This is a genomic window from Aurantibacter crassamenti (genome assembly GCF_016811105.1).
Lineage (GTDB): Bacteria > Bacteroidota > Bacteroidia > Flavobacteriales > Flavobacteriaceae > Aurantibacter_A > Aurantibacter_A crassamenti.
In genome coordinates, this window is sequence record NZ_JAFBGM010000001.1 from 2,983,157 (window position 1) to 3,009,627 (window position 26,471).

Sequence of the window (26,471 nt, forward strand, 5' to 3'; positions counted from 1 at the left end):
ACATAGGGGTTTTATTTTTTTTGAAGTAATCTTATCTTAGCCACTCTTTCAAAGGAAATCCCACAAATGGCTGAAAACACTCAATATACTGAAGATAACATTCGTTCGCTCGACTGGAAAGAGCATATTCGTATGCGTCCAGGTATGTATATCGGCAAGTTAGGCGATGGTTCGTCTGCTGATGATGGGGTATATATTTTGCTTAAAGAAGTCATTGATAACTGTATTGATGAGTTCGTAATGGGCTCTGGTAAAACCATTGAAATTCGAATAAAAGACGGACTTGTTAAGGTTCGTGATTACGGTCGTGGTATTCCATTAGGAAAAGTAGTTGATGTTGTTTCAAAAATGAACACTGGTGGTAAGTATGATTCTCGTGCTTTTAAGAAATCAGTTGGACTGAACGGAGTAGGTACAAAAGCCGTAAATGCTTTATCTAGCTTTTTTGAAGTACAATCTTCTCGTGAGAACAAAATTAAAACCGCTGAGTTTAGTCAAGGAAATCTTATTTCTGAAGTTGGCCCAGAAGATTCTTCGCAACGAAAAGGTACAAAGGTAACTTTTAGGCCAGATGAGGCTATCTTTAAAAAGTACAAATACCGTAATGAGTATGTAGAACGTATGTTGAAAAACTACGTATATCTCAATCCGGGTTTGACCATAGACTTTAACGGAGAAAAGTTTTATTCAGAAAATGGATTAAAAGATTTACTGGAGGATAATAACAATGTTGAAGATTTTCTATATCCAGTCATTCATTTAAAGGGTGATGATATTGAAATAGCAATTACACATAGCAAAACACAATATAGTGAAGAGTATCATTCGTTTGTAAACGGACAAAACACAACACAGGGTGGTACCCACCAAACTGCTTTTCGTGAAGCCCTAGTAAAAACAATTCGCGAGCACTATGGTAAAAATTACGATCCATCTGATATTCGAAAATCTATTATTTCTGCGATTGCGATAAAAGTAATGGAACCTGTTTTTGAAAGTCAGACAAAAACAAAACTCGGTTCTACTGATATGGGTGGTAATTTACCAACAGTTCGTACCTATATCAACGACTTTGTTGGCAAATATCTCGATAATTATTTACACAAAAATCCGGAGGTAAAAGATGCTTTGCAACGCAAGATTATGCAGGCAGAGCGTGAGCGAAAAGAATTATCGGGTATTCGGAAACTGGCAAAAGACAGAGCTAAAAAAGCGAACCTTCACAATAAAAAATTACGCGATTGTCGTATCCATTTAGGTGATACCAAAAAAGATAGAAATCTAGAAAGCACCCTTTTCATTACTGAGGGAGATTCTGCTTCAGGTTCTATCACAAAGTCACGTGATGTAAACACTCAGGCTGTATTTAGTTTAAAAGGGAAACCTTTGAATTCTTACGGATTGTCTAAAAAGATAGTTTATGAGAATGAAGAATTCAATTTATTGCAAGCAGCTTTAAACATTGAAGAATCAATGGAAGACTTGCGATACAATAACATTGTAATCGCCACTGATGCTGATGTTGATGGTATGCACATTCGACTATTGCTGATTACCTTCTTTTTGCAATTCTTTCCTGAATTGATAAAAGACAATCATTTGTATATTTTACAAACACCTTTATTTAGAGTTCGGAATAAAAAAGAAACGATTTATTGTTATAGTGAAGAAGAACGTAGAAGTGCTATTGAAAAGCTAACCGGTAAACCCGAGATTACCCGATTTAAAGGTTTGGGTGAAATTTCACCGGATGAATTTGTACATTTTATAGGTACTGATATTCGCTTAGAACCTGTTATGTTAGACAAGGCTATGTCTATAGAAGAGCTATTGAGTTTCTATATGGGTAAAAATACACCCGACCGTCAAAAATTTATTATTGAAAATCTAAAAGTAGAGATTGATTTAGTTGAAGAAATTCAATAAACACAACAAAACACGTAGTTATCCTTTATGGAAGAAAATGAAGAAGAAGATTTGAACCTACCTAATGAAGATGAAGGTTCTTCTAATGCTGATGAAAGTTCACCAGTAGAACAGCGACAACCTTCTGATGCCATAAATGAACTTTCAGATGAAGAAGACGATGCCTTAACTAAGGTTACGGGCATGTACAAAGAATGGTTTTTAGATTATGCTTCGTACGTAATCTTAGAGCGTGCCGTACCTGCAATTGAAGATGGATTCAAACCGGTGCAGCGTAGAATCATGCATGCTTTAAAAGAACTTGATGACGGGCGTTATAATAAAGTAGCGAATGTTGTTGGGCATACCATGCAGTATCACCCCCATGGTGATGCGAGTATAGCTGATGCCATGGTACAAATGGGTCAGAAAGATCTTTTGATTGATACTCAGGGTAACTGGGGTAATATTCTTACTGGGGATAGAGCAGCAGCATCAAGATATATTGAAGCTCGACTTTCAAAATTTGCATTAGACGTTGTTTTTAGTCCTAAAATTACGGAATGGCAACAATCGTATGATGGGCGTAAAAAAGAACCGGTAAATCTACCGGTAATGTTTCCGTTATTGTTAGCACAAGGTGCAGAGGGTATTGCAGTTGGACTTTCAACCAAAGTACTTCCTCATAATTTTATTGAACTTATAGATGCCTCAATCAAGCATTTAAAAGGACAACGTTTTAAAATTTATCCAGATTTTCTAACCTCAGGTATTATTGATGTTAGCAATTATAATGATGGTCTTAGAGGTGGTAAAATTAGAGTGCGTGCTAAAATCTCACAACATGATAAAAACACCTTGGTCATTAATGAGATTCCCTATGGTACCAACACATCTTCCTTAATTGATTCCATCTTAAAAGCGAATGAAAAAGGGAAGATAAAAGTTAAGAAAATAGAAGATAATACAGCAGCAGATGTTGAAATATTAATTCATCTACCTTCTGGTTTATCCCCAGATAAAACAATTGATGCCCTGTATGCTTTTACGGCCTGTGAATCGTCTATTTCTCCATTAGGTTGTATTATTGAAGACAATAAACCACTATTTATTGGCGTAACCGAAATGTTGAAACGATCTACAGATGCAACAGTAGATTTATTGCGTCAACAATTAGAAATTCAACTAGGTGAATTGGAAGCCCAATGGCATGCAGCATCACTAGAACGAATTTTTATTGAAAATAGAATTTATCGTGATATTGAAGAAGAAGAAACGTGGGAGGGTGTAATACAGGCAATTGATAAAGGATTAAAACCACATACAAAACATTTAAAAAGAGCGGTTACTGAAGAAGATATTTTACGATTGACAGAAATCAAAATCAAAAAAATATCCAAATTTGATATTGACAAAGCCCAAGAATTCCTTGATAATTTAGAAGAGCGAATTGCCGAAGTAAAACATCATTTAGCCAATATAATAGATTATTCAATTGCTTATTTCAAACGTTTAAAAGATACCTACGGAAAAGGACGCGAGCGCAAATCTGAAATAAGAATTTTTGATGATATAGAAGCTACAAAAGTAGTAATGCGAAATACCAAACTTTATGTAAATAGAGAAGAAGGTTTTGTGGGTACATCTTTAAAAAGAGATGAATACGTTACTGATTGTAGTGATATTGATGACATTATTGCTTTTACTCAAGAAGGGCAAATGATGGTTACAAGGGTTGATTCAAAAACCTTTATTGGCAAGAATATTATTCATGTTGCCGTATTCAAGAAAAAAGATAAACGTACCATCTATAATTTGATTTATAGAGATGGAAAAGGTGGTGCCACATATATCAAGCGTTTTAACGTTACCAGCATAACGCGTGATAAATTATATGATGTTTCAACAGGTAAGCCAGGTTCAGTGGTATACCATTTTTCAGCAAACCCCAATGGTGAAGGTGAAGTTGTCACTATTAATTTACGACAAGTAGGTAGTGTTAAAAAACTAAAATGGGATTTAGATTTTGCTGATGTACTTATCAAGGGTAGGGGTACTAAAGGAAATCTAGTTACAAAATATACTGTTAAGCGCGTAGAACTTAAAGAGAAAGGACTTTCAACTTTAAAGCCAAGAAAACTTTGGTTTGATGACGCGGTTCAGCGTTTGAATATTGATGAAAGAGGGGAGTACCTAGGCGAATTTACTAGTGAGAATCGCTTATTGATTGTCAAACAAACAGGTGCCGTTAAAACGGTTATTCCTGAGTTGACACTTCGCTTTGATGATGATATGATTATTTTGGAAAAATGGAATCCGAAAAAACCGTTGTCAGCAATTTACTGGGAAGGTGAAAAAGAAATCTATTATGTGAAGCGATTCTTAGTGGATCATCCTGATAGAGAAGACAATATTTTAACAGATCATCCCAAATCATATCTAGAAAAAATCTTCACAGATTATCGTCCGCAGGCTGAAATAACTTTTGCTAAAAAACGTGGTCAAGATCGCGTAGAGAATTTGATTGTGAATTTAGAAGAATTTATTTCTGTTAAGGGTATTACCGCAATGGGTAATCAGTTGACAAAAGATAAAGTTTTAGAGATAAACGAGTTAGATCCTTTGCCCTATGAGCCCCCCGTTGAACCTAAAGCGGAAGAAATTGAAGTTGTTGATGAAGAAAAAGTTGATGATGGTACCTCTAAAACAGCTGAATCTAAAAAGTCAGATACTCCAAAAAAAGATAATAATGAAGGTGATGATGGAGAAGGCCAAATAACCTTATTTTAAACGACCTCAATGATAAAAGGTTTTATACAAGAATTTAAAAATTTTGCTGTAAAAGGTAATATGATTGACATGGCCATAGGTATCATTATTGGTGCCTCTTTCAATGCAGTGGTCAATGTTTTGGTAAAAAAAATTCTGATGCCACCATTATCATTAGTAACAGATGGTGTTCAATTTGCGAACAAAAAGTGGGTTTTACGAGAAGGAACAGAATTGGTTGAGGAAGTAGCTATTGGCTATGGTGAACTTATAGAAGTATTTATTGATTTTACCATTGTGGCGTTAACTATTTTTGTTTTACTGAAAGGAATAAACAAATTTAAAAGTAAAGCAGAAAACCCAGAAAACACTGAAGTAGAAACTCCTAAAAATATTGCCTTATTATCAAATATTGAAAAGTTACTAATTGAGCAAAACGAACTGCTTAGAAGTGAAAATAAATAAAAGAGACCTAATTAGTTTTAATAATTACCTTTGCAGAAATTTGTTTAAATGGATTTAACAAACCCCCTTATTTACGGTGCCCCATGTTTCATTGCTTTTATATTAATGGAAATTGCCTACAGCCATACACACGATAATAAAGAACTTTATGTGTGGAAAGATTTTATGGCCAGTGGCGCCATGGGTATTGGTTCTGCTATAATTGGTCCACTATTAAAAGTTACCTTACTAATTGTTGTATTCAATTTTGCCTACGAATTATTTAATCCAATGGTAGATGGGGTGCGTACAAACATCATGGGATACAAATCATTTGGATTTGAATGGTACATATTTTTACTATGTCAACTAGCTGATGATTTTACATACTATTGGTTTCACAGAGCCAATCATGAAATTAGAGTATTGTGGGCTGCGCACATTGTACACCACTCGTCAGATCACTTTAATTTAGGGACTGCCATACGTAATGGCTGGTTTACTTTATTATACAAGCCATTCTTTTATATGTGGATGCCCGCCGTAGGCTTTCCTGTTGAAGTTGTAATTTTTTGTTTGGCTATTGAGTCTTTTTGGCAATTTCAATTACACACGCAATATGTGCCCAAAATGGGATGGATTGAAAAAATATTCAATACTCATACCATGCACCAAGTACATCATGCACAGAATGTAGAATATTTAGATAAAAACCATGGTGGGTTCTTAAACTTTTTCGATAAGATATTTGGTACTTGGAAAGAGCTTGATGATGATGTTGAAGTAAAATTTGGTGTTATTCATGCTCCAGATTCGCACAATCCACTAGTCATACTTACACATGAGTATAAAGATATTTGGAACGACTTAAAGAAGTCTCCAAATTGGTGGCACAAGTTTATGTACATTTTTGGCCCTCCAGGTTGGAGTCATGACGGAAGTACTATGACGGTTAAACAACAACAACGTTTGTTTAAAAAACAAAAAACTCAGAATCCTGCAGTAGCCTTTGAGCGTCCGAATTAATGATATTTTAAGACCTTCTTCGAATTATTTAAAAATTTGAACGGACTTAATAAAAGTACATAACATCTTATTTTTCTCATCGCATTATTTTAAAGGTAAATTATGAAAGATATTTATTCGTAATTTATATCTTTAGCGTCTGTTCTACTAAAACTACATAGTCATCCGAGTCTTTCTTAAAAGACTTCTCGTTATAACGAGAGTGCATCGCATTTGAATTATATAATTCTAAAAGAGCGGATGCTCTATTTCCAATCTTATATTTTTTTAAAAAATCAAATCTTTATTCAATTGATTTAAGCATCAATTGCCTTTGGAGTACTGCGTGCATTTAAAACTTGCTATGTGGTTGTCTAAAGAAAATTATATTCTAATGCGCAGTAAACAGTTAATAAGTAGAGAAATAGAACTATTCTACACCAATGCATCAGAGGAAACCAGGCTAAATAAAGGAATGGGACTCTATGAATTTGAAAGGATAAAAAAATTAATAGATAAATACATAACCTCACCAAACCTTACCCTAATTGATGTTGGCGGTGGTACAGGTAAATATTCTGAATGGTTGGCAAAAAAAGGTCATAATGTTCATATGGTTGAGCCAGTAGAGAAACATGTTTTGATAGCTCAAAACAGAGCGAATACACTGAGAAATAAATTTACAGTCCATTTAGGTGAAGCTAAAACATTGAACTTTCCAGATAATTTTGCTGATGTAGTTATACTTCATGGACCTTTGTATCATCTTCAAAAAAAAGAGGATAGAGCAGCCGCTATTGGTGAAGCAAAACGAGTTTTAAAAAAGGATGGTATCATTCTAGGTTTTGCAATAAATTATTCCGCAACAACTTTAGTAGGCCTTTTAAATGGACTTATTCATAAACCGTCTTTCTTTGAAATGTGTAAAGAAGAATTAAATACAGGCATTCATAATCCACCACATAATTTTCCATGGCTTTTGGCCGAAGCCTATTATCATAGGCCCGATGAATTAAAGACAGAATTTGTAGAACAAAACTTAACCTTTATAAATACCTATGCAGTTGAAGGAATGGCTTGGTTAGATAAAAATTATTTCACAAATATGTTAAATGATAAAAAGAAGAAAACATTACTTGAACTTGTTCAAATTACTGAGAACGATAGTAGCCTTTTGTCATTCAGTCCACATATGATGATAGCAGCAAAAAAATAAATTATGAATAACAAAGAGAAATACTACTTGGCATTGAAACAAAATAATGGTCGTTTAAATGAAATGGACCTTGGTGAATCACTCGGATTTGAAGATGAACGTACAAGACAAATTATTGTAGAACTTATGGAGGAGTATAGAATTGCCTACCTACAAAATGGAAATTGTAATTATAGTCTTATGAAAGGAGTTAGGGGAAAGAATAGGAAGAACCTCTTCTGATTAAATTGGTAAAGGAATTAGATGTCTCATATCTAATGAGTACCAACGCATCTGGTTTTAATTTTGATTTTCAGATAGCTCATTCAAAACCTTAATTGCTTTGCTTGAGTCTTTTTTATCGATGAAAATATGGTCATGATAGTATCCGGCTATTACATTACAGCTAATATTGTTTTTTGCCAATTCCGTTGAAAATATTGCTGTTAGACCAACCGCATCAAGAGAAGAATGAATATTTAAGGTAATCCATGAAGCTATATATTCGTAACTTAAGTTTAGTTTATCTGCTTTCTCTTTCTCAATAACAATGGTAGTCCCTTCTTTTTCTTTGAATTCACAAATAGTATCTTTTCGGTCAATTGTACGTACATCTTTTATTGTAGAAAAGATATAATCTCCATCATTAAGCTTTGGCGTCATTCCTTTTAATAACTCAGACAAATTTGTTTCTCCAGACATTTTCTATTTTTTTATACGTTAAAATCGCAATATAGAATACAAATCTCCATACTGTTTCAACGTTATTAAATTATATGTAATTTATAAGTATTGAAGGAAAATATGCAATGTTCATACAAATAGTTTTTGAAGAACTTTGATAAATTAATCCTTTCTAGTTTTACTCATTTTTGTGAAACAACTTGAGGTGAAGGGTTTAGCCAATTATTGATTTTTAAGTGTAGGGATAATTCTGTCTTGTAAAACTCGCCAAGTCGACTTATCAGGCATCGCATTAATATTCCAGCCATTAAAGACGATTATTAAATTGTATTCAGGTGCCATCATTACATACTGACCGCCATAACCGTTGCCCCCATAAATATTAGATTCACCTTTATTATTATATTCCGGAATCCACCATTGATAGCCATACCCAGTATGATTACCCCAGTTAGGTTTTACGCCTTTTACTATAGGGCTCGTTGATGTTGTAACCCAACTTTCAGATACAATTTGGTTGCCATTCCATTTTCCTTTATTCAGAAACAACGAACCTATTTTTGCCAAATCTTCTGCACTTAAATATAAACCGCCCTCGGTATCAATTTCTCCATCTGGAGTTTCTTTCCAATAGTAATCAGTAATGCCAAGTGGCCCAAATAATTTTTCTTCAGCCCATTTTTCAATTCGTTTCCCAGTTATAGTTCTAACAATTTTTCCTAACAGAACTGTGCCACCTCCGTTGTATACAAATTTTGAACCTGGTAACGTATCCATAGGCCTGCTTAAAACATAATCTATCCAGTTGTCACTAGATTCTAGCCTAAAACAGTCATTTGTGGTATCGTTATGGTCGGTTTCTTCATTCCACTTTAAACCACTCCGCATGGTCAGTAAATCTTCAATAGTTATATTTTCTTTTCGTTTATCTTGAACTTTATTTTCATCTTTATTCAACAATGGCATTGCCTTATCAGCAACCGAATAATCTGGATTAAAATCTAATGCAATGCCAAATAGGATAGCCGTAATGCTTTTGGTGACGGACTGTAGCGTGTGTAATTCGGTTTTTTTGTAGTAGGGATGCCAATCTAGATTGTTGAAATTGTATTGATGATTGGTAGTATCATATTGTTGAACAATGGTTTCATAGTCTTGCTCATACTTAAAATCGGCTAATACTTTTTCATTTTGAATGATCATAAAACGGTCAATTAATCCGTAATCTCCATTTTGTATCTCTGAATTAATCGAATCGATTACTATGGAAAGAATATTTTGGGATGTTGCGTTTTGTGTGTCTTCAGCAGATTTTTTATTTTTTGTGTTACAACCTATTACCAATATGATTAACAAAATTGAATAGGGAAGTGTTTTAATCTTATTAATAAATGAACTCATACTTTTTAGTTTTAGTTGGATGTAACGTTTTTGTGCTTGACAAATAGGGGGGAAGGCTCAAAAGTTATAATAGTCTACGGCAAATTTTAGATCTACGTAAACCAAAAATTCTCATATACCCTTATAAATTATAGTTTCTTATTCTTGTTTCAATTGCAGCAACATTTTTTTTCCATTTTCATTTGCTGGATTCATTTCAATTGATTTCTCATACATTTTAATGGCTTCTGCGTTTTGATTTGAGATCATTAGCGCTTCACCATAACTATCATAGGTATTAAAACTTTCTGGAAATAGAATTGTATTTAATTTAAAAACTTCTAAAGCCTTATTTAATTCTTCATTTCGTAAAAAGGAATACCCTAATTCATTTAAATCATGTTCTGAACGATTATTAACCTTAGCTTCAATAGCTAATTCAATAGCATTATCTAAAGCCTTTTGCAATAGTCCATTTTGTTGGTTTGTATCAAGTGTTTGCGCGTATGCTTTAATGATGGCATTTATCACTAGCGAAGGATTATCATCATGTATATTATGACCACTACCTTCGGCGATAAGTTCAACTCGATTGAGTTCTGCAGCAACAAAATCTTTATGAGCTTTTTTAACCAATGCCCAATACCAGTCAGGATAACCTGTGTTAATGGGCGAAGTAATATCTATAACAGAAATGTTCGAAGGAAAATCAATTGTACGCATTAGGTTAACAACTTGCGGATAGGTTTTTACAAGATAATAGATACCTAATGTTTCAGGAGTTTTAGGAGGGGCTTGCTCTGCAGTCATCATTTTCAGAACATCATCAGTATAATGATCTACCAAATTAGCATCAATATGTACAACATATTTTACTTTGTCAGGATGACGTGATGCATAAAGCGTGGTATAAAATCCGCCGTATGAATGTGGTACCAGAATAATTTCATTAGTATAACCCAGCTTTGAAAGGCCCGTTTCCAGTTCTTTAATTCCATTTAAAATACCAAAATCTGAATCTTTTGTCAAATTTGGATTTACTTCACTTTTTCCAAATCCAGATCGGTCATAGGTAATTAATGTTGTACCCGTAACCTTATGAATTCTTTCTAAAATGTTATCCCAAACAGAACCATCACTACCTGCGCCCGATTCAAAAAGAATTGGAGTTCCTTCTCCTTTCATTATTTTGAAATGCATTTTGTGCCCCCCAAGGTCAACTAGGGTATCTAAGGTCTGAGAATACATTGAGAATGATAAAAAGAAGATGACTAAAAATTTAAAGTCGAAATGTTTCATATGGTCCGTAGTTTAAAAGCTAAATAATGTTCAACCTATTTAAGTATACTAATATAAAAGAAAATAGCGGCTCGAGTTAGAACTTCATCCGCTATATTTTATAAATGGTTGAGTGTTCGTTTTCGAACACCTTTATTTAATGCTATTTTACAACAGTAGCCTCTAATTCTATTTTTAATGTTTCAAAAAGATTTTTTACTTCTAATACAGTACTAGCTTGTTTTATTTCATGTTTAGCTATCCAATTTTGGAAAATATCAAAACAAGAAAATAATTCGGCTGTTGAAGTGGTAAATATGTTTAATCTGACAATATTTTTACATTCATACCCGGCTTCATTTATTACTTTCTCTACGTTTTGTATCGTCTTCACTAATTGGGTTTTCATATCATCTGTACTTGACTTTCCATCTGAATCAATTGCTGTTTGACCAGAAACATAAAGTGTTCCCTCAACTTTTGTTACTTCAACAGCTTGTACATAACTTCTTTCATTCTGCCATTGCCAAGGGTTGATTATTCTTTTTTCCATCTATTCTATTTTTTAATTTGTAATACCACTACAAATATTTGAAAAGGAATATTATTTTAATGTGACAAACATCACAATAACAAAAAGCAAAAAAGATTAATGAGAAAGTCGACTAAGAGTCTCTCGTGAAACACCTAGATAAGAAGCTAAAAGTGTTTTAGGTACACGTTGAACTAATAATGGATACTGTTTGATTAGTTGATCATACCTTTCTCTAGCATTTGATGTTAGAAAAGATAGAATTCTATGTTGTGAAGCAATATGACCTGTGTTCGATTTGTTTAGAAAGAAACGCTGCATTTTAGGAAATTCAGCTGATAGCTTGTGGTAATTTTTAAGGCTTAATGAAAAGGTGATGCTGTCTTCAATACTTTGTAATGACATTTTAGTATTAGCTTCTGAAAAATAAGCTGAAAAATCACTTTCCCACCAATCTTCCAATGCAAATGAAACAATATGCTGTTTCCCATCTTTATCATCATAAACCAACTTTAAAAGTCCGGAAATTATAAAATAGCAATTCTTTACTTTTTCTCCTTTTCGAAAAATGAAATCATTTTTATCATATTGCTCAGCTGAAAAATGTGATAAAACAAATGAAAACTCATCATCTGTAAGCGGTATTAATTTTTCAATATGTTCTCTTAATATTTTTTTCATAGCGTGAAGCGCTTGTTATAGACATAGTTTTCATTTATTCACTTTTGTTTTAAGAAATCTCCATCTATAATTAACAATTTCAGGCCTTCTTTAGTAATTGAACGATGAGAGCTCAATCCATCAGTGACAACATACGTCATGCCTTTTGTTAATGTTACTTTTTCTCCATTTTTTAATTCACTTATAAAAGTACCTTCTAAACATTGTACGATATGTCCTTTTTCACACCAATGGTCAGCAAAATAATTCTTAGAATACTCTACAATACGAATTCGTAATCCGTTATATTGTGTTGTTTGCCAATGGGCCATTCCAGTTTCTCCTTTATGTTCGGTTTTGGGAACATTAGACCAGTCAATTGATTGGAAGGGAATATTTTTATTAACCATGTTTGTATTTATTTTAATTCTCGAATTATATACTTTGTTATAAGCTGCCTTTTTATTTAATTATTTTATTGCATATACTGTATAGGCAACTCCACCTTCTATACGTCTTCCTATTCCATCTGCGCACGAAGCTAAAACTTATTGTTTTGCTTTTTCTTTCTTTGTCCAAAGCTAAATAAGAATATTTCGCTAACGTGTAATTTTCAAATTAGCGACTTTATAAATATACACAGACCTTTTTATTTAACACTAAAGCCCGCATTTTGTTTAGGTTTTGTTGTGTGCAGTGCTTTTCCCATTGTATTGTTTTGGCGGTTTTATTTTTCACAGTTAATCTGAAGTTTTTAATAAAAAGTCCAAATGTAAATATGTCATTTTATTGTGAGTGAATATGACAATTATTCAGAATTATGACAAAATTTCATAGAATATTAGAAAAAAATTTTGAAGAAAATCCTTTACTCAATTTTGGTACTCTATTTGTTTAACAAATAACGAAGTCGTGTACAGATTTCAAATTTGAAATAATGTTTAATTTAAATTTTTAATTATGAACAATTTAGCAACTGTTCCTAAAAATGGAAGTTTAGCGAACAGAAATTCAAATCAAAACTTCCCAACTGTATCAAACTGGTTAGAAGATATCTTTAACAGAGACCTACCATCAGTATTTACCTCAAATTTTAATACTGGCATTACTTTACCGAAAGTAAATATAAAGGAAACTGCCGATGCCTTTATGGTGGAAATGGCGGTTCCAGGTCTTAAAAAATCAGATTTCCAACTTGACCTCGATAATCAAGTGTTATCAATTTCTACGGAAACGAAGGAAGAAAGTGAACACAAGGAAGAAAATTATACTCGTAGAGAGTTTGGTTATTCCTCGTTCAAAAGAACCTTTAATTTACCTGAAAGTGTAAATGATGAAAAGATTAATGCGAGCTATGAAAATGGTATTTTGAATATACTTTTACCAAAAAAAGAAGAGGCTAAACAAAAGCCTGCCAGAAGTATTAAGATTTCATAATTGTTTCACTAAATTTTAGAGTAAAATATTGAGAAGGATGCTGATTTATTCAGCATCCTCTTAATAATTTGTTTAATTCTTTAATACTATATAGTTATGCCAAGAATTTTCAAATCTGGAGATTGGGTAAAATTAAAGGAAAACTAACTGCTCCAAAAATGCAAGTTTTCAAATATGATCCAAAAAAGGATTCAATACTTGGATTAGTAGATAATGATACTTTTTTGAAATGTGTTTGGTATAAAAGTGATGAAAGAAATTGTAAAGTGTTCCACCAAAACAAATTGATTAAAACCATAGAAACTGGTGGGCTGTTCAGAACATTTCTACCAACACCTAAATTAAGTTTAACTTAAAATCTAAAGTGATGAAAAATTTTATTTTATTATTTATGGTGGGCTTGTTAAGTATTAGTTGTAAAGGACAAGAAAATGAAACTAAAAAAGTTGAAAAAGAAGAAAATAAAACTAAAATAGTTGAAGAGCCTAAAGGCACTTGGAAAGTTGATAAGGAATTTGATGAAAACGGAAATTTGATTAGATATGATAGTATTTATTCTTGGTCATCCAATGATAAGCTCGATAATCTCTCATTGTCAGATAAAGATAGTTTGATGCAATCGTTTAAATCACGATTTTTCTCAAACTATTCAGGATTCCAAAATCAAGGATTTGAAGATGTTTTTTCTAAAGATTCACTTTTCAGCGAACATTTCTTTAATGATGATTTTTTTGGAAGTAATTTTGGTAATGATTTTATGGACATTGATAAATTAAGGCAACAAATGATTGCAAGACAGAAGAAATTTTTAGAAAAATATCAGGCAGAGTTTATCAAACCTGAAATAAAAGACGAAAACTAAATAGTTTTCGTCTTTTATTCTTTTTAGTTCCGGTGTTTTTTGCATTACACAAAATGGTCTTGCGCTTAACGCTGTGGTGACCGCGGTCTCTGACCGCATTTAGGTCAACATGGCGTTTAGCGCGTGTTGGCAGTAGTGATATTTACTTTTCTCTTTGGTATGTAAATTATTCATTTGCATAAAGTACTGTTAGCGTCCTGCTCATGCTTGAGGGCATGACTGTCATATGTGATTCATGCTCAAAAATTTGCCAGCTCAATTCAATGTTTTCATAATTGATGTCTTGCAAATGCTGACTAAATCTTACCATAGTCGGTATCTCCATGGCACTTTCTTTTTCACCAACTGAAATAAAAATCACACTAGGCGGTATTTCCCATGTTTTATTTGTTTTAAATTTTTGTACGGCCTCTTTCAAAAAATTCTCATTATCCCACCATAATGAAGGACTATTTAATCCAAAACGGTTAAAATATCCATCGGAGTTAACAAGGCAAAAGCTTGCGAATAATCCACCAAAGGAATGTCCGGCAATTCCTCTATTCTGGTTGATTTTATAGTGTTTTTCAATAAGTGGAGTGATTTCATTTTTAATGCACTGAAGAAATTTTTCTGCGCCTCCCGAAATCAATTTTCCCTCTGGGATACCAAATTCTTTTTCCGCTTGTCTATCATCCAATACATCTGAATTGGGTGTATAGTCCAGGTGCCTGTTAGTGTACCAACTTTTCCTGTCATTTCCAGAATGAATTCCGACAATTACGACATCTTGAATCATCCCCATTGCGCTCAACCTGCGGTTGATTTGATTAAAGGTCGGGAAAAAATAAGCTCCGTCTAAAACATATAATACGGGATACGAAAGTGTGTCTTTTGTGGAATAACTTGCAGGAAAGGAAATGTACAGTTGATATTCGTTACCCGTTATGTTAGAGTGTAGTACATGGTCGGGTTCTAGTAACCTTTTTTTAGGTTCTAACTTTTGCCCAAACAAGAAATTGCTGAAAACCATAAACAGTATAGTATATAGCAGATAAATTTTAGTTTTTGAAATCATGTTCATTATGTGTTTATAGTTTCCCTCATTACTACCTACGGGTTTCGGGCTTATTCGTAAGGTTTGTGTATTTTTATAAAGTCTGCAAAATCTTTTGCCCCGAAGCGTCGGGGTTGCTCTGGACAAGAAAAATAAATCAAAACAATAAGCTTTAGCTTCGTGCTAAGACAGAAACAAAAAGTTTCCTTGTACTCGTTACTTCCATAGCTTAGACGTATTGTTTATAGGTTGTTAGTGAGTAGTTTTTTATTTATACAATCTCAGCTAGATTTTTAAAACTATTGATTATATAATTTGGTTTTTGTTTTTCTAATTTTTCCCTCGTGTTGTTTCCATAAGTAACTCCGCACGTATCGACATAAGCCCTTTGTCCCATTTCAATGTCAAAAATTGTATCGCCAACAACTAAGCATTCATTCAATTGATAGTTATACTTATCGATTATGAGATTTACGATGTCAGGTGATGGTTTTTTGTTTTTTGCATCCTCTTCTCCACCTACAAATAAAAAAATATCATAGATGTTTTGCTTTTTTAGAATCTTAATTAATGCAGCTTTTCCTTTACTTGATGCAACAGTTAAATTTATTCCTTTATAATGAAAATCTAACAAGGTTTCTTTTACTCCATCAAAAAGAGAAATTGTGTCGATTACAATTTCATTATATTGTTCACGATAAATCAAAGTCGCTTCCTCAATCAATTTTTCGTCAAGTGAAAAGGCTTTTTCAAAGGTAGTTTTCAGAGGTAACCCTATCAAACTTTCTATTAGATTTTCATCAACGTTTTGGATATTAAAACTATGGCCAACAAATTTCATAGTCTGTATAATGCTTTCTTTTGTGTCGGCTAAAGTGCCATCAAAATCTAGAATTAGAGTTTTATATTTCATTCTGATTTACATTCTTGTCAAATGTGCTACAACGTGTTTGTTTATGATTTCGTTGCGTGTTTCAGCAACTAATTTAGCAAATACAAACCGAACCTGCCAGCCGGCAGGCTGGTAGAAAATCTGAGCAGATTTTCGTAAGTAGCCTAGAACTAGCAATAAATTATATACGTTGTTAGCCTTTCGTTATTAATTTCTTCTAATTCGTTTCAAGTTTATTTAAGTGAGCTACCATTCCATTTTTCATAACAATCAAAGATGTAATTTCATTCAAACTATCTCTTATAAACTCTCCTTTAAGGTAAATATCAGTCTGACCAAATATCTTATCTTTTTTTTCAAAATAGAAATAATCCATATCTTCAAGATCTCCATTCATAATGCCCACTAGACCATTGTCTTGTATCTGAATTTTATAGTTTAAATCTGGAATTGGACCATCGTACCCATCATACTTTACAACCTTAAAAGTACCTACATATTCATTTAGTTGTGCCCTTGTTAGATGAACTAAATTATGTGGTATAAAATCGGGAAGCGGTTCATTACTTTCAATAAGTGTGTTAATTTGTTTGTATGCGTTAATTGCATTTTTTCTAAATATAGTAACATCATTTGTCAAGTTTATCCAGCCAGCATTTTGGTATAGATATACATCATTTTTATAGTAAGGGTCATTTAGGAAAAAATCAATCATCTCATCTTCTAATTGAGGCTGACCTAATCTGTAATACCAATCTTTACTTTTGGCTAACTCGTCCATCACTCTATCTGTAATCAAATCCAATCGATTATCGAACTTGTCTATTTCGTATTTGTTATAAATATATATTTCGTGTAATGGCTCAATAATTGCTTTTAGCTTTTTCGGAACATTATCAACATTTTCTATGAGGTTGATATATCCATTTGTATGAATTTTCATGTGGAAAGCGTCCATAATAACAAATCTTAAAGCATTTCTATTATCATTTTTATAATCATCATAGGTTAGTTTATCTGCTTTTACTAAGTTGATGATTGAATCTTGTGTTTTATAATAGGCAATTAGTTCGTCCGATTTTTGAATATCTAGTCCTAAATCATGTTGTACTTCTTTTAAAATAGAAACAATCTTATTTTCGGTTTTCCGCTGTTCGTTTTTATTATTTATTTGAAGCGCTATAAGAATACCAATAATAACAAGCACAATCTCGCCTATAGCGTACAGTATGTATTTGCTGAATTTATTTTCTGACAGTAGTTGTTGTCTTATACGTCTGAAGAATTTAATCATGTTTAAGGATTTTAAATCTTCCGCAAGCGGCTATCTCCACCAAATGTCTGCAGGACATTCGATTTTGCATTGCAAAATTTTGTTTCGATACGCTAAAGAATTTTATCATTTGGTTAATGGTTGATCGTAATGAAGGCTAACGTGTTTGTATATGGTTCGTTACGTGGTTTAAGCACCTAATTTAGCAAATAAAAACCGATTAGAAAGTCCGTGAGGATTTTCGTAAGTAGGCTAAAACTAGCAATAAATAATATACGGTGTTGGCAACTGGCTTTTATTTAAATAGCTTATTTAGTTCTGTAAATATTATCTAAAGGTTTGTGATGAAGAAGTCTTTATTCATTGCAACTTTTTTCCAAATAATACCACACCTAATAGACCAGCGACTCCTAGAATAGTATACATTTTCCAAGGAAAGTAACCTTCTAATTTTGCAGACCTAGGATTTTTTTTAGGATAATAAACTTTCACTTTATCACCTATAGCATATTTTTTTACTTTGTTAGCTGAGCCAGCATAAAGTGTGATATTCTTTCCTTCTGAAGTAGTAAAAGTATAAATTGGAGAGTGAGTTAAGCTACTACCAGTACTACTTTGCTGATTATATGTTGCTGAATTATAGTCTATTATAGTTGCTTCAGTAGTTTCTCCGTTTATATAAATTAAATAGGTTGCTACAGATTTCCATATTGCAAAAATTAACATTATGCAGCATGTAATAAATAGAAAAATATTTAAGTAAGAAGCGTTTGTTTTGAGCATATTAACTTAATTTTTAAAATATCGTTTCATCATTACAATTGTTCTGTTAAATTCTTGAATAGTAGGTTTTTCTTTAGTTTGTTGCCAACGTTTATGTATATGGAAAGTTGCGTGTTTGTATGCGAGGATTTTCCGAAGTCAAATCAGAAGCTAGCAAACAAAGCAACTAACATTGGTTAAGCACAAAACAGCAATTTTTTATATACTGTGTTATGGGCTGGTTTTATTTTGTCCAACCAACAGTTTTTTTCCATTCCTCAATTTCCTGTTTTCTTTTTTCAAAGTCTTTCGGTGGCGATTGTTTATTATTTTTAGCTTGTTTTCTTATAATTTTAGTTTTTTCTTCAATTGAATTAAGTCCAATAGATTTTCGCCTTTGATTCACTTTTTTCAAGTCATCAAAAGTATTAGGGCTCAATTCTCCGCTTACATCCCAATCAAATTGAGTTCCATAAAGTTGTGGTTTATTCTCAAAAACTGCTATACGGTCAGTCAAGTACGCTAAATTTTTTGAATTGGCTTTATTTTGATGAACAGCAATTTCTAATAATTTCACACATTTTTTCATAAAATTAGGTTGTCCGATAGAATGTTGTATTATTAACCAAGTTGCTTCATTTGCTTCTTAGCCAACTTTGTCAAGCGTTGGATAACCTATTTTGTTTATTATTTCATTTAGAGTTTTGGCATTTTTGTTGTGAATTTCAGCCATTTCTTTATTGTAGCCTTCACCAAGTTTTCCACTTTCAATTAGCTTTTCACGAAATTCCAAATCAGCATTTTTCAGTTCGATTATTTTTTTTGCAATTTCGTTGTAATTCATTCTGCTAATTGTGTTGTGTTCAACTTGCCCATAACGTCTGAGCTAAGCGTAGTGCGGGGGTAAGGAAACTTTTCGTTTCCGTCTGCGCACGAAGCTAAAGCTTATTGTTTTGATTTATTTTTTTCTGTCCAGAGCAACCCCGACACTTCGGGGCCAAAGATTTTGCGGACTTCATAAAAATACACAAACCTTTCGATTAAGTCCGAAGCCCGTATTGTTTATAGGTTGTGTTGTACCACGTTATTTTTAGAACGTTAAGGGTAACGCAAATCCGCCACCAAAAAGACCAACTGATTTATTCACATAAGTCGCAGGTTTGTATTCCGTTAAATTTTCTAATAGTTGACTTATTAATTCTCTTTTATCCTCAGGAACTTCTCCACGTATTTTGGTTTCTAATTTTCCGTTTATGTCAACATTTAATAGAATGCTTGCTCGTCCTTTAATTCGTTTTAGTTCCCTAGAATTTTTTATTTCCGCTCTAATTAATTTCATGTAATTAGGATTCAGTTCCTTTTTGTTGATTATGAGGGGAATAAATTTGTCTTTGTACAGAAATTTTGGAAGTTCATCGACATGGAATAAAAACATTTTTTCAGAGTACTTAAGTCCTCCGCATTGCTCTTTAATCAAGTCATACGCTCCAAAGTCGCCCAGCGAGTATGATTTTTGGAGTAGTTCACATGCCTTAGATTTATTCCCTAAATTCAATTCAGTTCCAGCTAAATTGTAAATAGCGTCTTTATTCGTTGAGTCAATTTTAATTATGGATTCGTAGTTGATTTTTGCATTTTGAAAATCAGAATTTTCAAAGGCATCGTTACCTTTAATTAAGAGTCTTTCAATTTCAGATTCCTGTCCGAATAAAGGGCAGATTGAAAATAGAATAATTAAGATTAGCAATTTTTTCATAATGTGGTACAACGGTTTAGCTATGAACAGTACGGGAGCAAACTAGCGTTTACTTTCCACCTCGTACATAGCAAAATCTTTTTGTTTTATTTTTCTTTTCCTGTCTAAAGCAACCCCGATGCTTCGGGGCCAAAGATTTTGCGGACTTTAAAACAAGCTTAAGTCAATGGAGCATCATAGGACTTGCCACACTATTTGCAATAGTTGATATAAGTCACAATTATTTCTTGGTTATATAGTGTAAATCTTTGGAAGAATATTCGTCCCAAAGAACCTCCAGTCTTTGTGAAGTTTTCTCGTCTACTACGTTTGTTGTCGCCCCGTTAATTTTATTTCTACTAATTATTGTTGGAGAAATAACGCTTTGTCCATTCCAAGTTTCTATGAAATCAAAGCCGAATATATACTTTTGGTATTTTTTTCCTATGTTTGGAAGTATCATTATAGCTTCTCTTTCTTCACTATTTTTTCCCTTTGTAAAAATAATCAATGGGCCTTTGGATTCGCGTCTTAAACCTTGCATTAAATATTTGTGAATTATTCCGTCATTATCATCTACTTTAATTTCTGTACTTAAAATTCCTGGTGCTAAAGAGGATGAAAAATTCATATTATAATAATTCCAAAATTTTTCTCCATTTTCATTTATTGTCAGATAATAAACATGCCAATCAGTTTTAAATTCTCTAATCAAATTTTCATCTGAATGAATTTTTGATAATTGATTTTGATTCAAAATATTCAACACCGAATCAAAGAAATCTTTATTTTTGAAGTGCGAAATCACTCCACTTACGGCTGTACCAAATAATGTACCCCCTAGTGCTATTAAAAATTCTCCAAAAAAACCATTATCAGGGGTCATATAAATGCCCAATCCAATTGTCGTTAATGAAAGTAGAATTAGAATTGAATTGACGACAGTATAAATACTAATTTTTCGTTGTTTCATAATATTGAATAACGGCTATTTTAACTTTAATATTCCACAAAAATAACTCGTTAGCTCAAAAAACTAAAAAGTCTCGTGGTGTGTTAAGTATTGTACCTACCTTATTTAAATAAGATTAATTATCTGGATTAATCACCTAATTTAGCAAATACAAACCGAACCTGCCAGCCGGCAGGCTGGTAGAATATCTGGAAGAATTTTCGTAAGTAGGTGAGAAAAGACAATTACTAATACATAATTTAAGTTTAATTCTTAAAACAACAAAAGTCAACTAAAAATTTATATTACATATGACGACAGGTTAAAAAGGCATTAATATACAAACTACCCTTTCTTTTAAATTCCACCTCTGAACCCAGAAAATTCGTATAAGTTCTAGGTTTTAAGAATGGGCGATGTTCTGTTAGATAGGCCTCAAAGCGTAAATAGTGCTTCGCTCTAAAAGGATCATGATATGGTTTTGGATCCAATATAAATTCCTCTGCTGACTCCCATGTAAATTCACCTACCCAATCATTTTGATTTTCTCCATATAATAGCCACCAATTTGAACCTGGCGGCTTGTCTAGTTCATATAGCATAACGGTCGTACCCTTTATTAATGATCCAACTGATGTCCCTGCACTAGTAAGTTCGTAATCTTCTTCATTACCCAGATAATTGTTGTGATTTAGACTTCCAATTTGGGCGTAAAATAGTACCAAGACATTACCTTTCTTAATTCTTATAACGTGATAATCGCTCTGTTCGTAACATTGGATACTATTGAAATTATTAATTTCAGATATTTCCGTTCCTGGATATATCTGAAATTTTGGCATTCCTATAGCTTGCCAATCAATATATTCTATTGATTGACTTGTTAAAAATTCTTGTTGACCAGAGATAGCAAAACTCAATAACTCATTAACACCACCATATTCCAACTGGTCATAAAAAAAATTTCCCCATGCTGTGGATTTATATGCAAAGGGGCATTCGGTACAGCTAAATTTAATGTGGTCAGTAAAACTTACCGAAACAGTTCCATCAGCTTTAATTGCAAAAAATCGTATTGGAATTATATCGCAAAGATCTCTTATAAATTCGCAATTGTCCAGTCCAAGTTCCAGATCTATTGATAACGTATTAAGTGGGTCTCCTACTTCAAGAGTAGGAAATAATACATACGCATTTTGCTCATCACCAATACTAAAACCGATACCATTAACCTGACTTCCGTTATTTACATAACCCAAACCTAAATTTAAAATACCATTTTCATCAATTATAGGATCTCTATCCGGGAATGCAATTAAATCATGATCTGTTTCGAAAGAAGAAACGTCTCGTACCTCTAAATTACTATTGTTATTTAGTGAAACTAATATACTTTCTATATACTCATCTTTTGTAAGAGCCATTGAGTCTTCAGTCTCATCTCCTTCATTCTCATTTCCTACATTCTCATTTCCTTCAATTTCATTTCTATTAGTCTCATTTTTTTCAATTTCATTATCATCACAACTACTAGTGATGAAAAAAGTAAATACACACAACACATATACTATAAATCTCATTATTTTGAAATTAAATTAGAAAACTAGAATGAATAATATTTTAATATCAACAAGTATAATTAAATGTAATGACTTAAAAAATACCCATTAATAGGTATTTTTACTTCGATATTATTATTTGTTTTCCTTTCGTTGGCAATCGTCAAATTTTGAAATTTGGCGACTTTTCAAAAATGCCCAAACCCTTGTGTTAGCAGAGACTTTCGCTATCTTTTTATATACATCTTAAGTTTGCTTCTTATTATATTGAGAGGAATATTAACGAAATAATTAAAAAAAAATCACAGATAATTAAAGAATAATTCGACGGCTATACCAAGAATAAAACTAGCAGTTACACCTATTAACGATATGCGTCCTAATTTAAATGTATTAGAAAAAGCAAGCCATAGTGCTATTAATGAACAAATTGCAAAAAGAACCATCGCATAGGTAGGTACAATACTAGTAAAAAGTCCGATGGTGTTAAAAATTGGATCTAACAATGCAGTAAATCCAAATAATGCTAAGGCAAAATTGGATTTAGGATGTTTATTAAAAAGATAAATGCCCGCAATTAATAGTTCAATACAAATGGCAAAAGGACCAAATTGGCCATAAAATGCCTTTTTAAAATAAGGTTCTAACCCAATTGGAAAGTCAATTTTTGTGTAAAATATGACTCCAAGCACAATTGCTATGATTATGAATATTGTTGCAATAATCTTTCTTGTTTTCATAAGAATTTATTAATGTTTTTTCTTCTCTTAGAATGTTTGCCAACGATTTAGCTATGCGTAGCGCGGAGGTACACTGGTCAATTTCAGTCTGCACACGAAGCTAAAGCTTATTGCTTTTATCCATTTTGTTAAAGCTTTTCGGCTACTTTATCATAGTATTTTTGTGTAACAACCTCAGTCCAAGTTGTTGGTTGTCCACCACCATATAAGGCCAAATAGGTTACATCACTTAGCTTTGTGGAGGAATGCCAATGTTCAATGTCTTTCTCACATTTAATGATATCTCCTTTTTTCAAAATTACTGGCTCATTTCCTCTCTCCTGATAATAGGCTTCACCAGAAACAATTATTAAAACTTGTGCAGAACCATGCTTATGCCAATCTAAGGTTGAATTGGCTTTAAAAGTTGCTTTTGTAATATTATAACCTAATTCATCGTCATTGTGAATTATAGCATTCAACCAAGCTTCTCCTATATAATGAGTATTTGGTGCTTTTGTTCCCTCAGCTAAATAGGAAGATACCTTGTAATCTGAGTTTTGGGAAAATACAGATGCCGAGGCCAAAATGAATAGGAATAAAATTGATTTTTTCATTTTCTTAAAGTTTATATTTCTTGTTTATTCAGAGTTTTATGCTTGCGCATTACGGTTCGTATTTGACAAGAAGGGGAGGTAAAGAAACTTTTCGTTTCGGTATATTACTTAGCTAAATATAAATATTTTGCTTTTATCTTTTCTTTTACAAACACCATATTTTATATTTAGCGACTTCATAAATATTCTAAAATTGAAATAAAAAAGAGTAAAGTTCACTTTTTAATGGTGCTACAATGGTCTGTGTATGGTGACGTAGCATCACGCAAGGTGCTATGCTCTAAACATATTGTTAGCTATATTTTATAAAATACATTTCCAATTCTCCTTTTCCTTTAGCTTGAATTTTCTCCCTGGTATAGCAACTGATATCATTTTTGACAAGCTGGTAGGTTGTTTCTGATATATTTATTTTGCCAGGCTCTCCTAACGATTCCATCCGACTTGCCGTATTAACTGTATCTCCAAAGAGATCATAGTTAAATTTCTTCTTTCCAACTACGCCAGCCACTATTGGTCCCGAATGTATCCCAACTCTCATCCTCCATTTTATTTCATGTTTCTTATTTCTCTCCTCCAGATAGGATAGCATCTGTTGTGCAGCTTTAATACAATTAAGGGCATGATTTTTAACCGTATCTTCAAGACCACATGCAGCCATATATGCATCCCCAATTGTTTCAATTTTTTCAACTCCTGCCTCCTCAACAATCTCATCAAATCGGCCAAAAATATCATTGAGTTCATTGACCAAAGTGATTGCCGGAATGCTAGCTACTAACTCAGTAAAGCCTTTGAAGTCAGTAAACAGAATAGTTACATTTTTGTGCCTTTTGGGCACTGTTTTACCAGTTTCCTTTAGATCCCTTGCCACATTTACAGGAAGAATATTATGCAGAAGATCATCTGATCTTTTTTGCTCAACCCTCAATGACTCTTCTGATCTATCAATCAGCACAGACAAAGTCCAAGCCATTGTAAGGCAAATCAGTCCCGTTGTGCTGATGTTAAATATTTGCAGAAAATACGGGTCAAGTACATCATAGTGAGGATTAAAATTGGATTGAAACGTAACCGAAAAAATCAGAGTCAAGACCCCCAGCATACTGAAACCGATAGCTAATTTCCGCGCACTTTTTGGGAAAGTCATGTATGGAGTAATTATTATGATGAAACAAATGACCCAAACCCCTGACGAGTAGCCTAACAAATAAAGAAATAGAATAATTCCAATATATGACGTAACAGTAAACCAAGTTGATGCCAATACCCGCCAACCTTTGCCATTGAATATTAGAACGAATGAAAACATCAATGCTAACAATCCATTGCTTCCGTAAAGTATTGGGGAATCTGTAATGCAAAAAGCAGTAATCATCCATATTACCATGAACAAGATCCCAAGGATAGAAGCGATATTTGTTATACGCAGATACCTATTCTCGGTTATAGAAAACTCCTTATTAGCACCAATATCAACTATGCTTTGGAAAATTGGAGTTTTGCTTTTATCACTATTGGGCATTATGTTCTAATTAGTTGACTATTTTCAAATTATAGTTAACGTCCGAGTTAAGAGTGGGGCGGAAGTAAGGAAACTTTTCGTTTCGGTTTAATACTTAGCTAAATATAAATATTTAACTTTTAGTATAAACGTCAAATTTTATATTTGGCGACTTCATAAATATACACAGACCATTTGATTCAGCACTTTTTGCCCTATGTTTTTTATACTATGTTATCTTCCTTTTTCTTTTCTTTCCAATCGGTTTTTAAATATTTCAAAGCGTCTTCTAAAGCCTTTTTTGAAGGTTTAGGATTAAAACCTAATTCTACTCTTGATTTACTGATATCATAATCTTGCTTTAAATCATAAAACATGTCTAAGTAATGTCTTTGTAAGAGCGGTTCTTTTCCTGTAAGCTTACTACTAAACTCCATTAGACCAGCAACGGAGTACAATAAACATTTTGGCACTTTTTTAGGCGTTTTTAATTTTAGTTCAGGATATAGTTCTGATGCTATTTTTACAGTTTCTTGTAATGTTGTATGCTGCTCATTAGATAAAATATAGCGTTCTAAATTTCTGCCTTTTTTCATTGCATTATACATACCATAAGCTACATCTTTTACATCAACCCAATTTAAAGTTACATTGGTATCTACAGGTATTTCTCCATTTAAAACTTGTAATACAAGGTTGTTAGAATAGCTTAATTTATAAGCTTTAGAACCAATCATAGCAGAGGGTAAAACAAGAATAGTTCTGATGCCATATTTTTTTCCTAATTCTAATGCTAGTTTATCAGAATCATTTTTAGAATTGTAATACCAATTTCTTCGGTCTTTGTTATATCCATTATCCACATTGGCGGGTAATTTTGTAAAATCTAAACTAGCTACTGAACTTACATAAACGATATTTTTAATGCCACATTCTTTCGCAATGTCAAACACATTTTGAGTGCCTTGCATATTATTATCATAAATTTCAGTTTTGGGGTTTTTGGCCCACATACTAAAATTAGCAGCCACTGCATATAAGTTTGTAACGCCTTGAAATGCTTTTTTTAGAGATTCTCTGTCGGTAATATCAGCTTGAACAACTTCGCAGTCTAGTGCTTTAAAAGGTTCAGTGTTATTAATGTTTCTTACAGTTGTTCTTACTTTTTGCTTATCAGAAAGTAAAAGTCTAATTAGGTTGTTTCCTAAATGTCCATTTCCACCAGTTACTAATGAAATTTCATTGCTCATAATTCTTAAATTTTGTTTGAG

The 26,471-nt window shown here is 32.7% G+C and carries 28 protein-coding genes; 9 read left to right on the forward strand and 19 right to left on the reverse strand.

Annotated elements, in window-relative coordinates:
- Nucleotides 1-66 precede the first annotated feature (66 nt).
- The 6 genes from JQC67_RS12245 to JQC67_RS12270 all read left to right on the forward strand — a co-directional run bounded on the left by JQC67_RS12245 (nt 67) and on the right by JQC67_RS12270 (nt 7,561).
- Nucleotides 67-1,926 (forward strand): DNA topoisomerase IV subunit B, encoded by a 1,860-nt coding sequence (locus tag JQC67_RS12245; protein ID WP_203253091.1) that lies wholly within the window; start codon nt 67-69, stop codon nt 1,924-1,926.
- A gap of 27 nt (nt 1,927-1,953) precedes the next feature.
- Nucleotides 1,954-4,695 (forward strand): DNA gyrase/topoisomerase IV subunit A, encoded by a 2,742-nt coding sequence (locus JQC67_RS12250; RefSeq protein WP_203253092.1) that lies wholly within the window; start codon nt 1,954-1,956, stop codon nt 4,693-4,695.
- Between the two features lie 9 nt (nt 4,696-4,704).
- Entirely contained in the window at nt 4,705-5,139 is a 435-nt protein-coding gene (gene mscL / locus JQC67_RS12255; protein ID WP_238934630.1) for a large conductance mechanosensitive channel protein MscL, read from the forward strand.
- Nucleotides 5,140-5,187: 48 nt separating this feature from the next.
- Nucleotides 5,188-6,144, forward strand: a complete 957-nt coding sequence (locus JQC67_RS12260; RefSeq protein WP_203253093.1) for a sterol desaturase family protein — start codon at nt 5,188-5,190, stop codon at nt 6,142-6,144.
- A 343-nt stretch (nt 6,145-6,487) separates the two neighbouring features.
- Nucleotides 6,488-7,339 carry a class I SAM-dependent methyltransferase gene (locus JQC67_RS12265; protein WP_238934638.1) on the forward strand — a complete coding sequence of 284 codons (852 nt, stop codon included), beginning with the start codon at nt 6,488-6,490 and terminating at the stop codon, nt 7,337-7,339.
- 3 nt (nt 7,340-7,342) lie between these two features.
- Entirely contained in the window at nt 7,343-7,561 is a 219-nt protein-coding gene (locus JQC67_RS12270; protein ID WP_203253095.1) for a hypothetical protein, read from the forward strand.
- A 57-nt stretch (nt 7,562-7,618) separates the two neighbouring features.
- On the opposite strand, the gene JQC67_RS12275 is transcribed toward JQC67_RS12270, so the two are convergent.
- From JQC67_RS12275 to JQC67_RS12300, 6 genes are all read right to left on the reverse strand, one after another.
- The gene (locus JQC67_RS12275; protein ID WP_203253096.1) at nt 7,619-8,020 is read right to left on the reverse strand and encodes an ACT domain-containing protein; all 402 of its coding nucleotides are present in this window, start codon (nt 8,018-8,020) and stop codon (nt 7,619-7,621) included.
- Nucleotides 8,021-8,224: 204 nt separating this feature from the next.
- Nucleotides 8,225-9,403, reverse strand: a complete 1,179-nt coding sequence (locus JQC67_RS12280; protein ID WP_203253097.1) for a serine hydrolase domain-containing protein — start codon at nt 9,401-9,403, stop codon at nt 8,225-8,227.
- Nucleotides 9,404-9,541: 138 nt separating this feature from the next.
- Nucleotides 9,542-10,681: an alpha/beta fold hydrolase gene (locus tag JQC67_RS12285; RefSeq protein WP_203253098.1), complete on the reverse strand. Its 1,140-nt coding sequence runs from the start codon at nt 10,679-10,681 to the stop codon at nt 9,542-9,544.
- Between the two features lie 142 nt (nt 10,682-10,823).
- The gene (locus JQC67_RS12290; RefSeq protein WP_203253099.1) at nt 10,824-11,213 is read right to left on the reverse strand and encodes a RidA family protein; all 390 of its coding nucleotides are present in this window, start codon (nt 11,211-11,213) and stop codon (nt 10,824-10,826) included.
- Nucleotides 11,214-11,309: 96 nt separating this feature from the next.
- Entirely contained in the window at nt 11,310-11,873 is a 564-nt protein-coding gene (locus JQC67_RS12295) for a Crp/Fnr family transcriptional regulator (protein WP_203253100.1), read from the reverse strand.
- A gap of 38 nt (nt 11,874-11,911) precedes the next feature.
- Nucleotides 11,912-12,262, reverse strand: a complete 351-nt coding sequence (locus JQC67_RS12300) for a DHCW motif cupin fold protein (protein WP_203253101.1) — start codon at nt 12,260-12,262, stop codon at nt 11,912-11,914.
- A gap of 550 nt (nt 12,263-12,812) precedes the next feature.
- Here JQC67_RS12300 and JQC67_RS12305 point away from each other — a divergent pair.
- The 3 genes from JQC67_RS12305 to JQC67_RS12315 all read left to right on the forward strand — a co-directional run bounded on the left by JQC67_RS12305 (nt 12,813) and on the right by JQC67_RS12315 (nt 14,151).
- Nucleotides 12,813-13,289, forward strand: coding sequence for an Hsp20/alpha crystallin family protein (locus tag JQC67_RS12305; protein ID WP_203253102.1), 477 nt, complete (start codon nt 12,813-12,815; stop codon nt 13,287-13,289).
- A gap of 122 nt (nt 13,290-13,411) precedes the next feature.
- Nucleotides 13,412-13,645: a hypothetical protein gene (locus JQC67_RS12310; protein WP_238934640.1), complete on the forward strand. Its 234-nt coding sequence runs from the start codon at nt 13,412-13,414 to the stop codon at nt 13,643-13,645.
- Nucleotides 13,646-13,656: 11 nt separating this feature from the next.
- Nucleotides 13,657-14,151 carry a hypothetical protein gene (locus JQC67_RS12315; RefSeq protein ID WP_203253103.1) on the forward strand — a complete coding sequence of 165 codons (495 nt, stop codon included), beginning with the start codon at nt 13,657-13,659 and terminating at the stop codon, nt 14,149-14,151.
- Nucleotides 14,152-14,317: 166 nt separating this feature from the next.
- On the opposite strand, the gene JQC67_RS12320 is transcribed toward JQC67_RS12315, so the two are convergent.
- The 13 genes from JQC67_RS12320 to JQC67_RS12380 all read right to left on the reverse strand — a co-directional run bounded on the left by JQC67_RS12320 (nt 14,318) and on the right by JQC67_RS12380 (nt 26,450).
- Nucleotides 14,318-15,208, reverse strand: coding sequence for an alpha/beta hydrolase (locus tag JQC67_RS12320; RefSeq protein WP_203253104.1), 891 nt, complete (start codon nt 15,206-15,208; stop codon nt 14,318-14,320).
- Nucleotides 15,209-15,458: 250 nt separating this feature from the next.
- Nucleotides 15,459-16,100 carry an HAD family hydrolase gene (locus JQC67_RS12325; protein ID WP_203253105.1) on the reverse strand — a complete coding sequence of 214 codons (642 nt, stop codon included), beginning with the start codon at nt 16,098-16,100 and terminating at the stop codon, nt 15,459-15,461.
- A 196-nt stretch (nt 16,101-16,296) separates the two neighbouring features.
- Nucleotides 16,297-17,373: a DUF6090 family protein gene (locus tag JQC67_RS12330; RefSeq protein WP_203253106.1), complete on the reverse strand. Its 1,077-nt coding sequence runs from the start codon at nt 17,371-17,373 to the stop codon at nt 16,297-16,299.
- A gap of 339 nt (nt 17,374-17,712) precedes the next feature.
- On the reverse strand, nt 17,713-18,078 hold the full coding sequence (locus JQC67_RS12335; protein ID WP_203253107.1) for a DUF3592 domain-containing protein: 366 nt from the start codon (nt 18,076-18,078) through the stop codon (nt 17,713-17,715).
- 280 nt (nt 18,079-18,358) lie between these two features.
- Nucleotides 18,359-18,736, reverse strand: coding sequence for a DUF6624 domain-containing protein (locus JQC67_RS12340; protein ID WP_317198376.1), 378 nt, complete (start codon nt 18,734-18,736; stop codon nt 18,359-18,361).
- Between the two features lie 24 nt (nt 18,737-18,760).
- Complete coding sequence (locus tag JQC67_RS12345) at nt 18,761-18,958, reverse strand: hypothetical protein (protein WP_203253109.1); 198 nt, start codon at nt 18,956-18,958, stop codon at nt 18,761-18,763.
- A 246-nt stretch (nt 18,959-19,204) separates the two neighbouring features.
- On the reverse strand, nt 19,205-19,870 hold the full coding sequence (locus JQC67_RS12350) for a tetratricopeptide repeat protein (RefSeq protein ID WP_203253110.1): 666 nt from the start codon (nt 19,868-19,870) through the stop codon (nt 19,205-19,207).
- A 220-nt stretch (nt 19,871-20,090) separates the two neighbouring features.
- Complete coding sequence (locus JQC67_RS12355) at nt 20,091-20,822, reverse strand: hypothetical protein (protein WP_203253111.1); 732 nt, start codon at nt 20,820-20,822, stop codon at nt 20,091-20,093.
- A 284-nt stretch (nt 20,823-21,106) separates the two neighbouring features.
- Nucleotides 21,107-22,381 carry a hypothetical protein gene (locus tag JQC67_RS12360; RefSeq protein ID WP_203253112.1) on the reverse strand — a complete coding sequence of 425 codons (1,275 nt, stop codon included), beginning with the start codon at nt 22,379-22,381 and terminating at the stop codon, nt 21,107-21,109.
- 281 nt (nt 22,382-22,662) lie between these two features.
- Entirely contained in the window at nt 22,663-23,100 is a 438-nt protein-coding gene (locus JQC67_RS12365; protein ID WP_203253113.1) for a hypothetical protein, read from the reverse strand.
- 128 nt (nt 23,101-23,228) lie between these two features.
- Nucleotides 23,229-23,696 carry a cupin domain-containing protein gene (locus tag JQC67_RS12370; RefSeq protein WP_203253114.1) on the reverse strand — a complete coding sequence of 156 codons (468 nt, stop codon included), beginning with the start codon at nt 23,694-23,696 and terminating at the stop codon, nt 23,229-23,231.
- A 292-nt stretch (nt 23,697-23,988) separates the two neighbouring features.
- Nucleotides 23,989-25,221: an adenylate/guanylate cyclase domain-containing protein gene (locus JQC67_RS12375; protein WP_238934641.1), complete on the reverse strand. Its 1,233-nt coding sequence runs from the start codon at nt 25,219-25,221 to the stop codon at nt 23,989-23,991.
- Between the two features lie 203 nt (nt 25,222-25,424).
- Nucleotides 25,425-26,450, reverse strand: coding sequence for an NAD-dependent epimerase/dehydratase family protein (locus tag JQC67_RS12380; RefSeq protein WP_203253115.1), 1,026 nt, complete (start codon nt 26,448-26,450; stop codon nt 25,425-25,427).
- Nucleotides 26,451-26,471 lie beyond the last annotated feature (21 nt).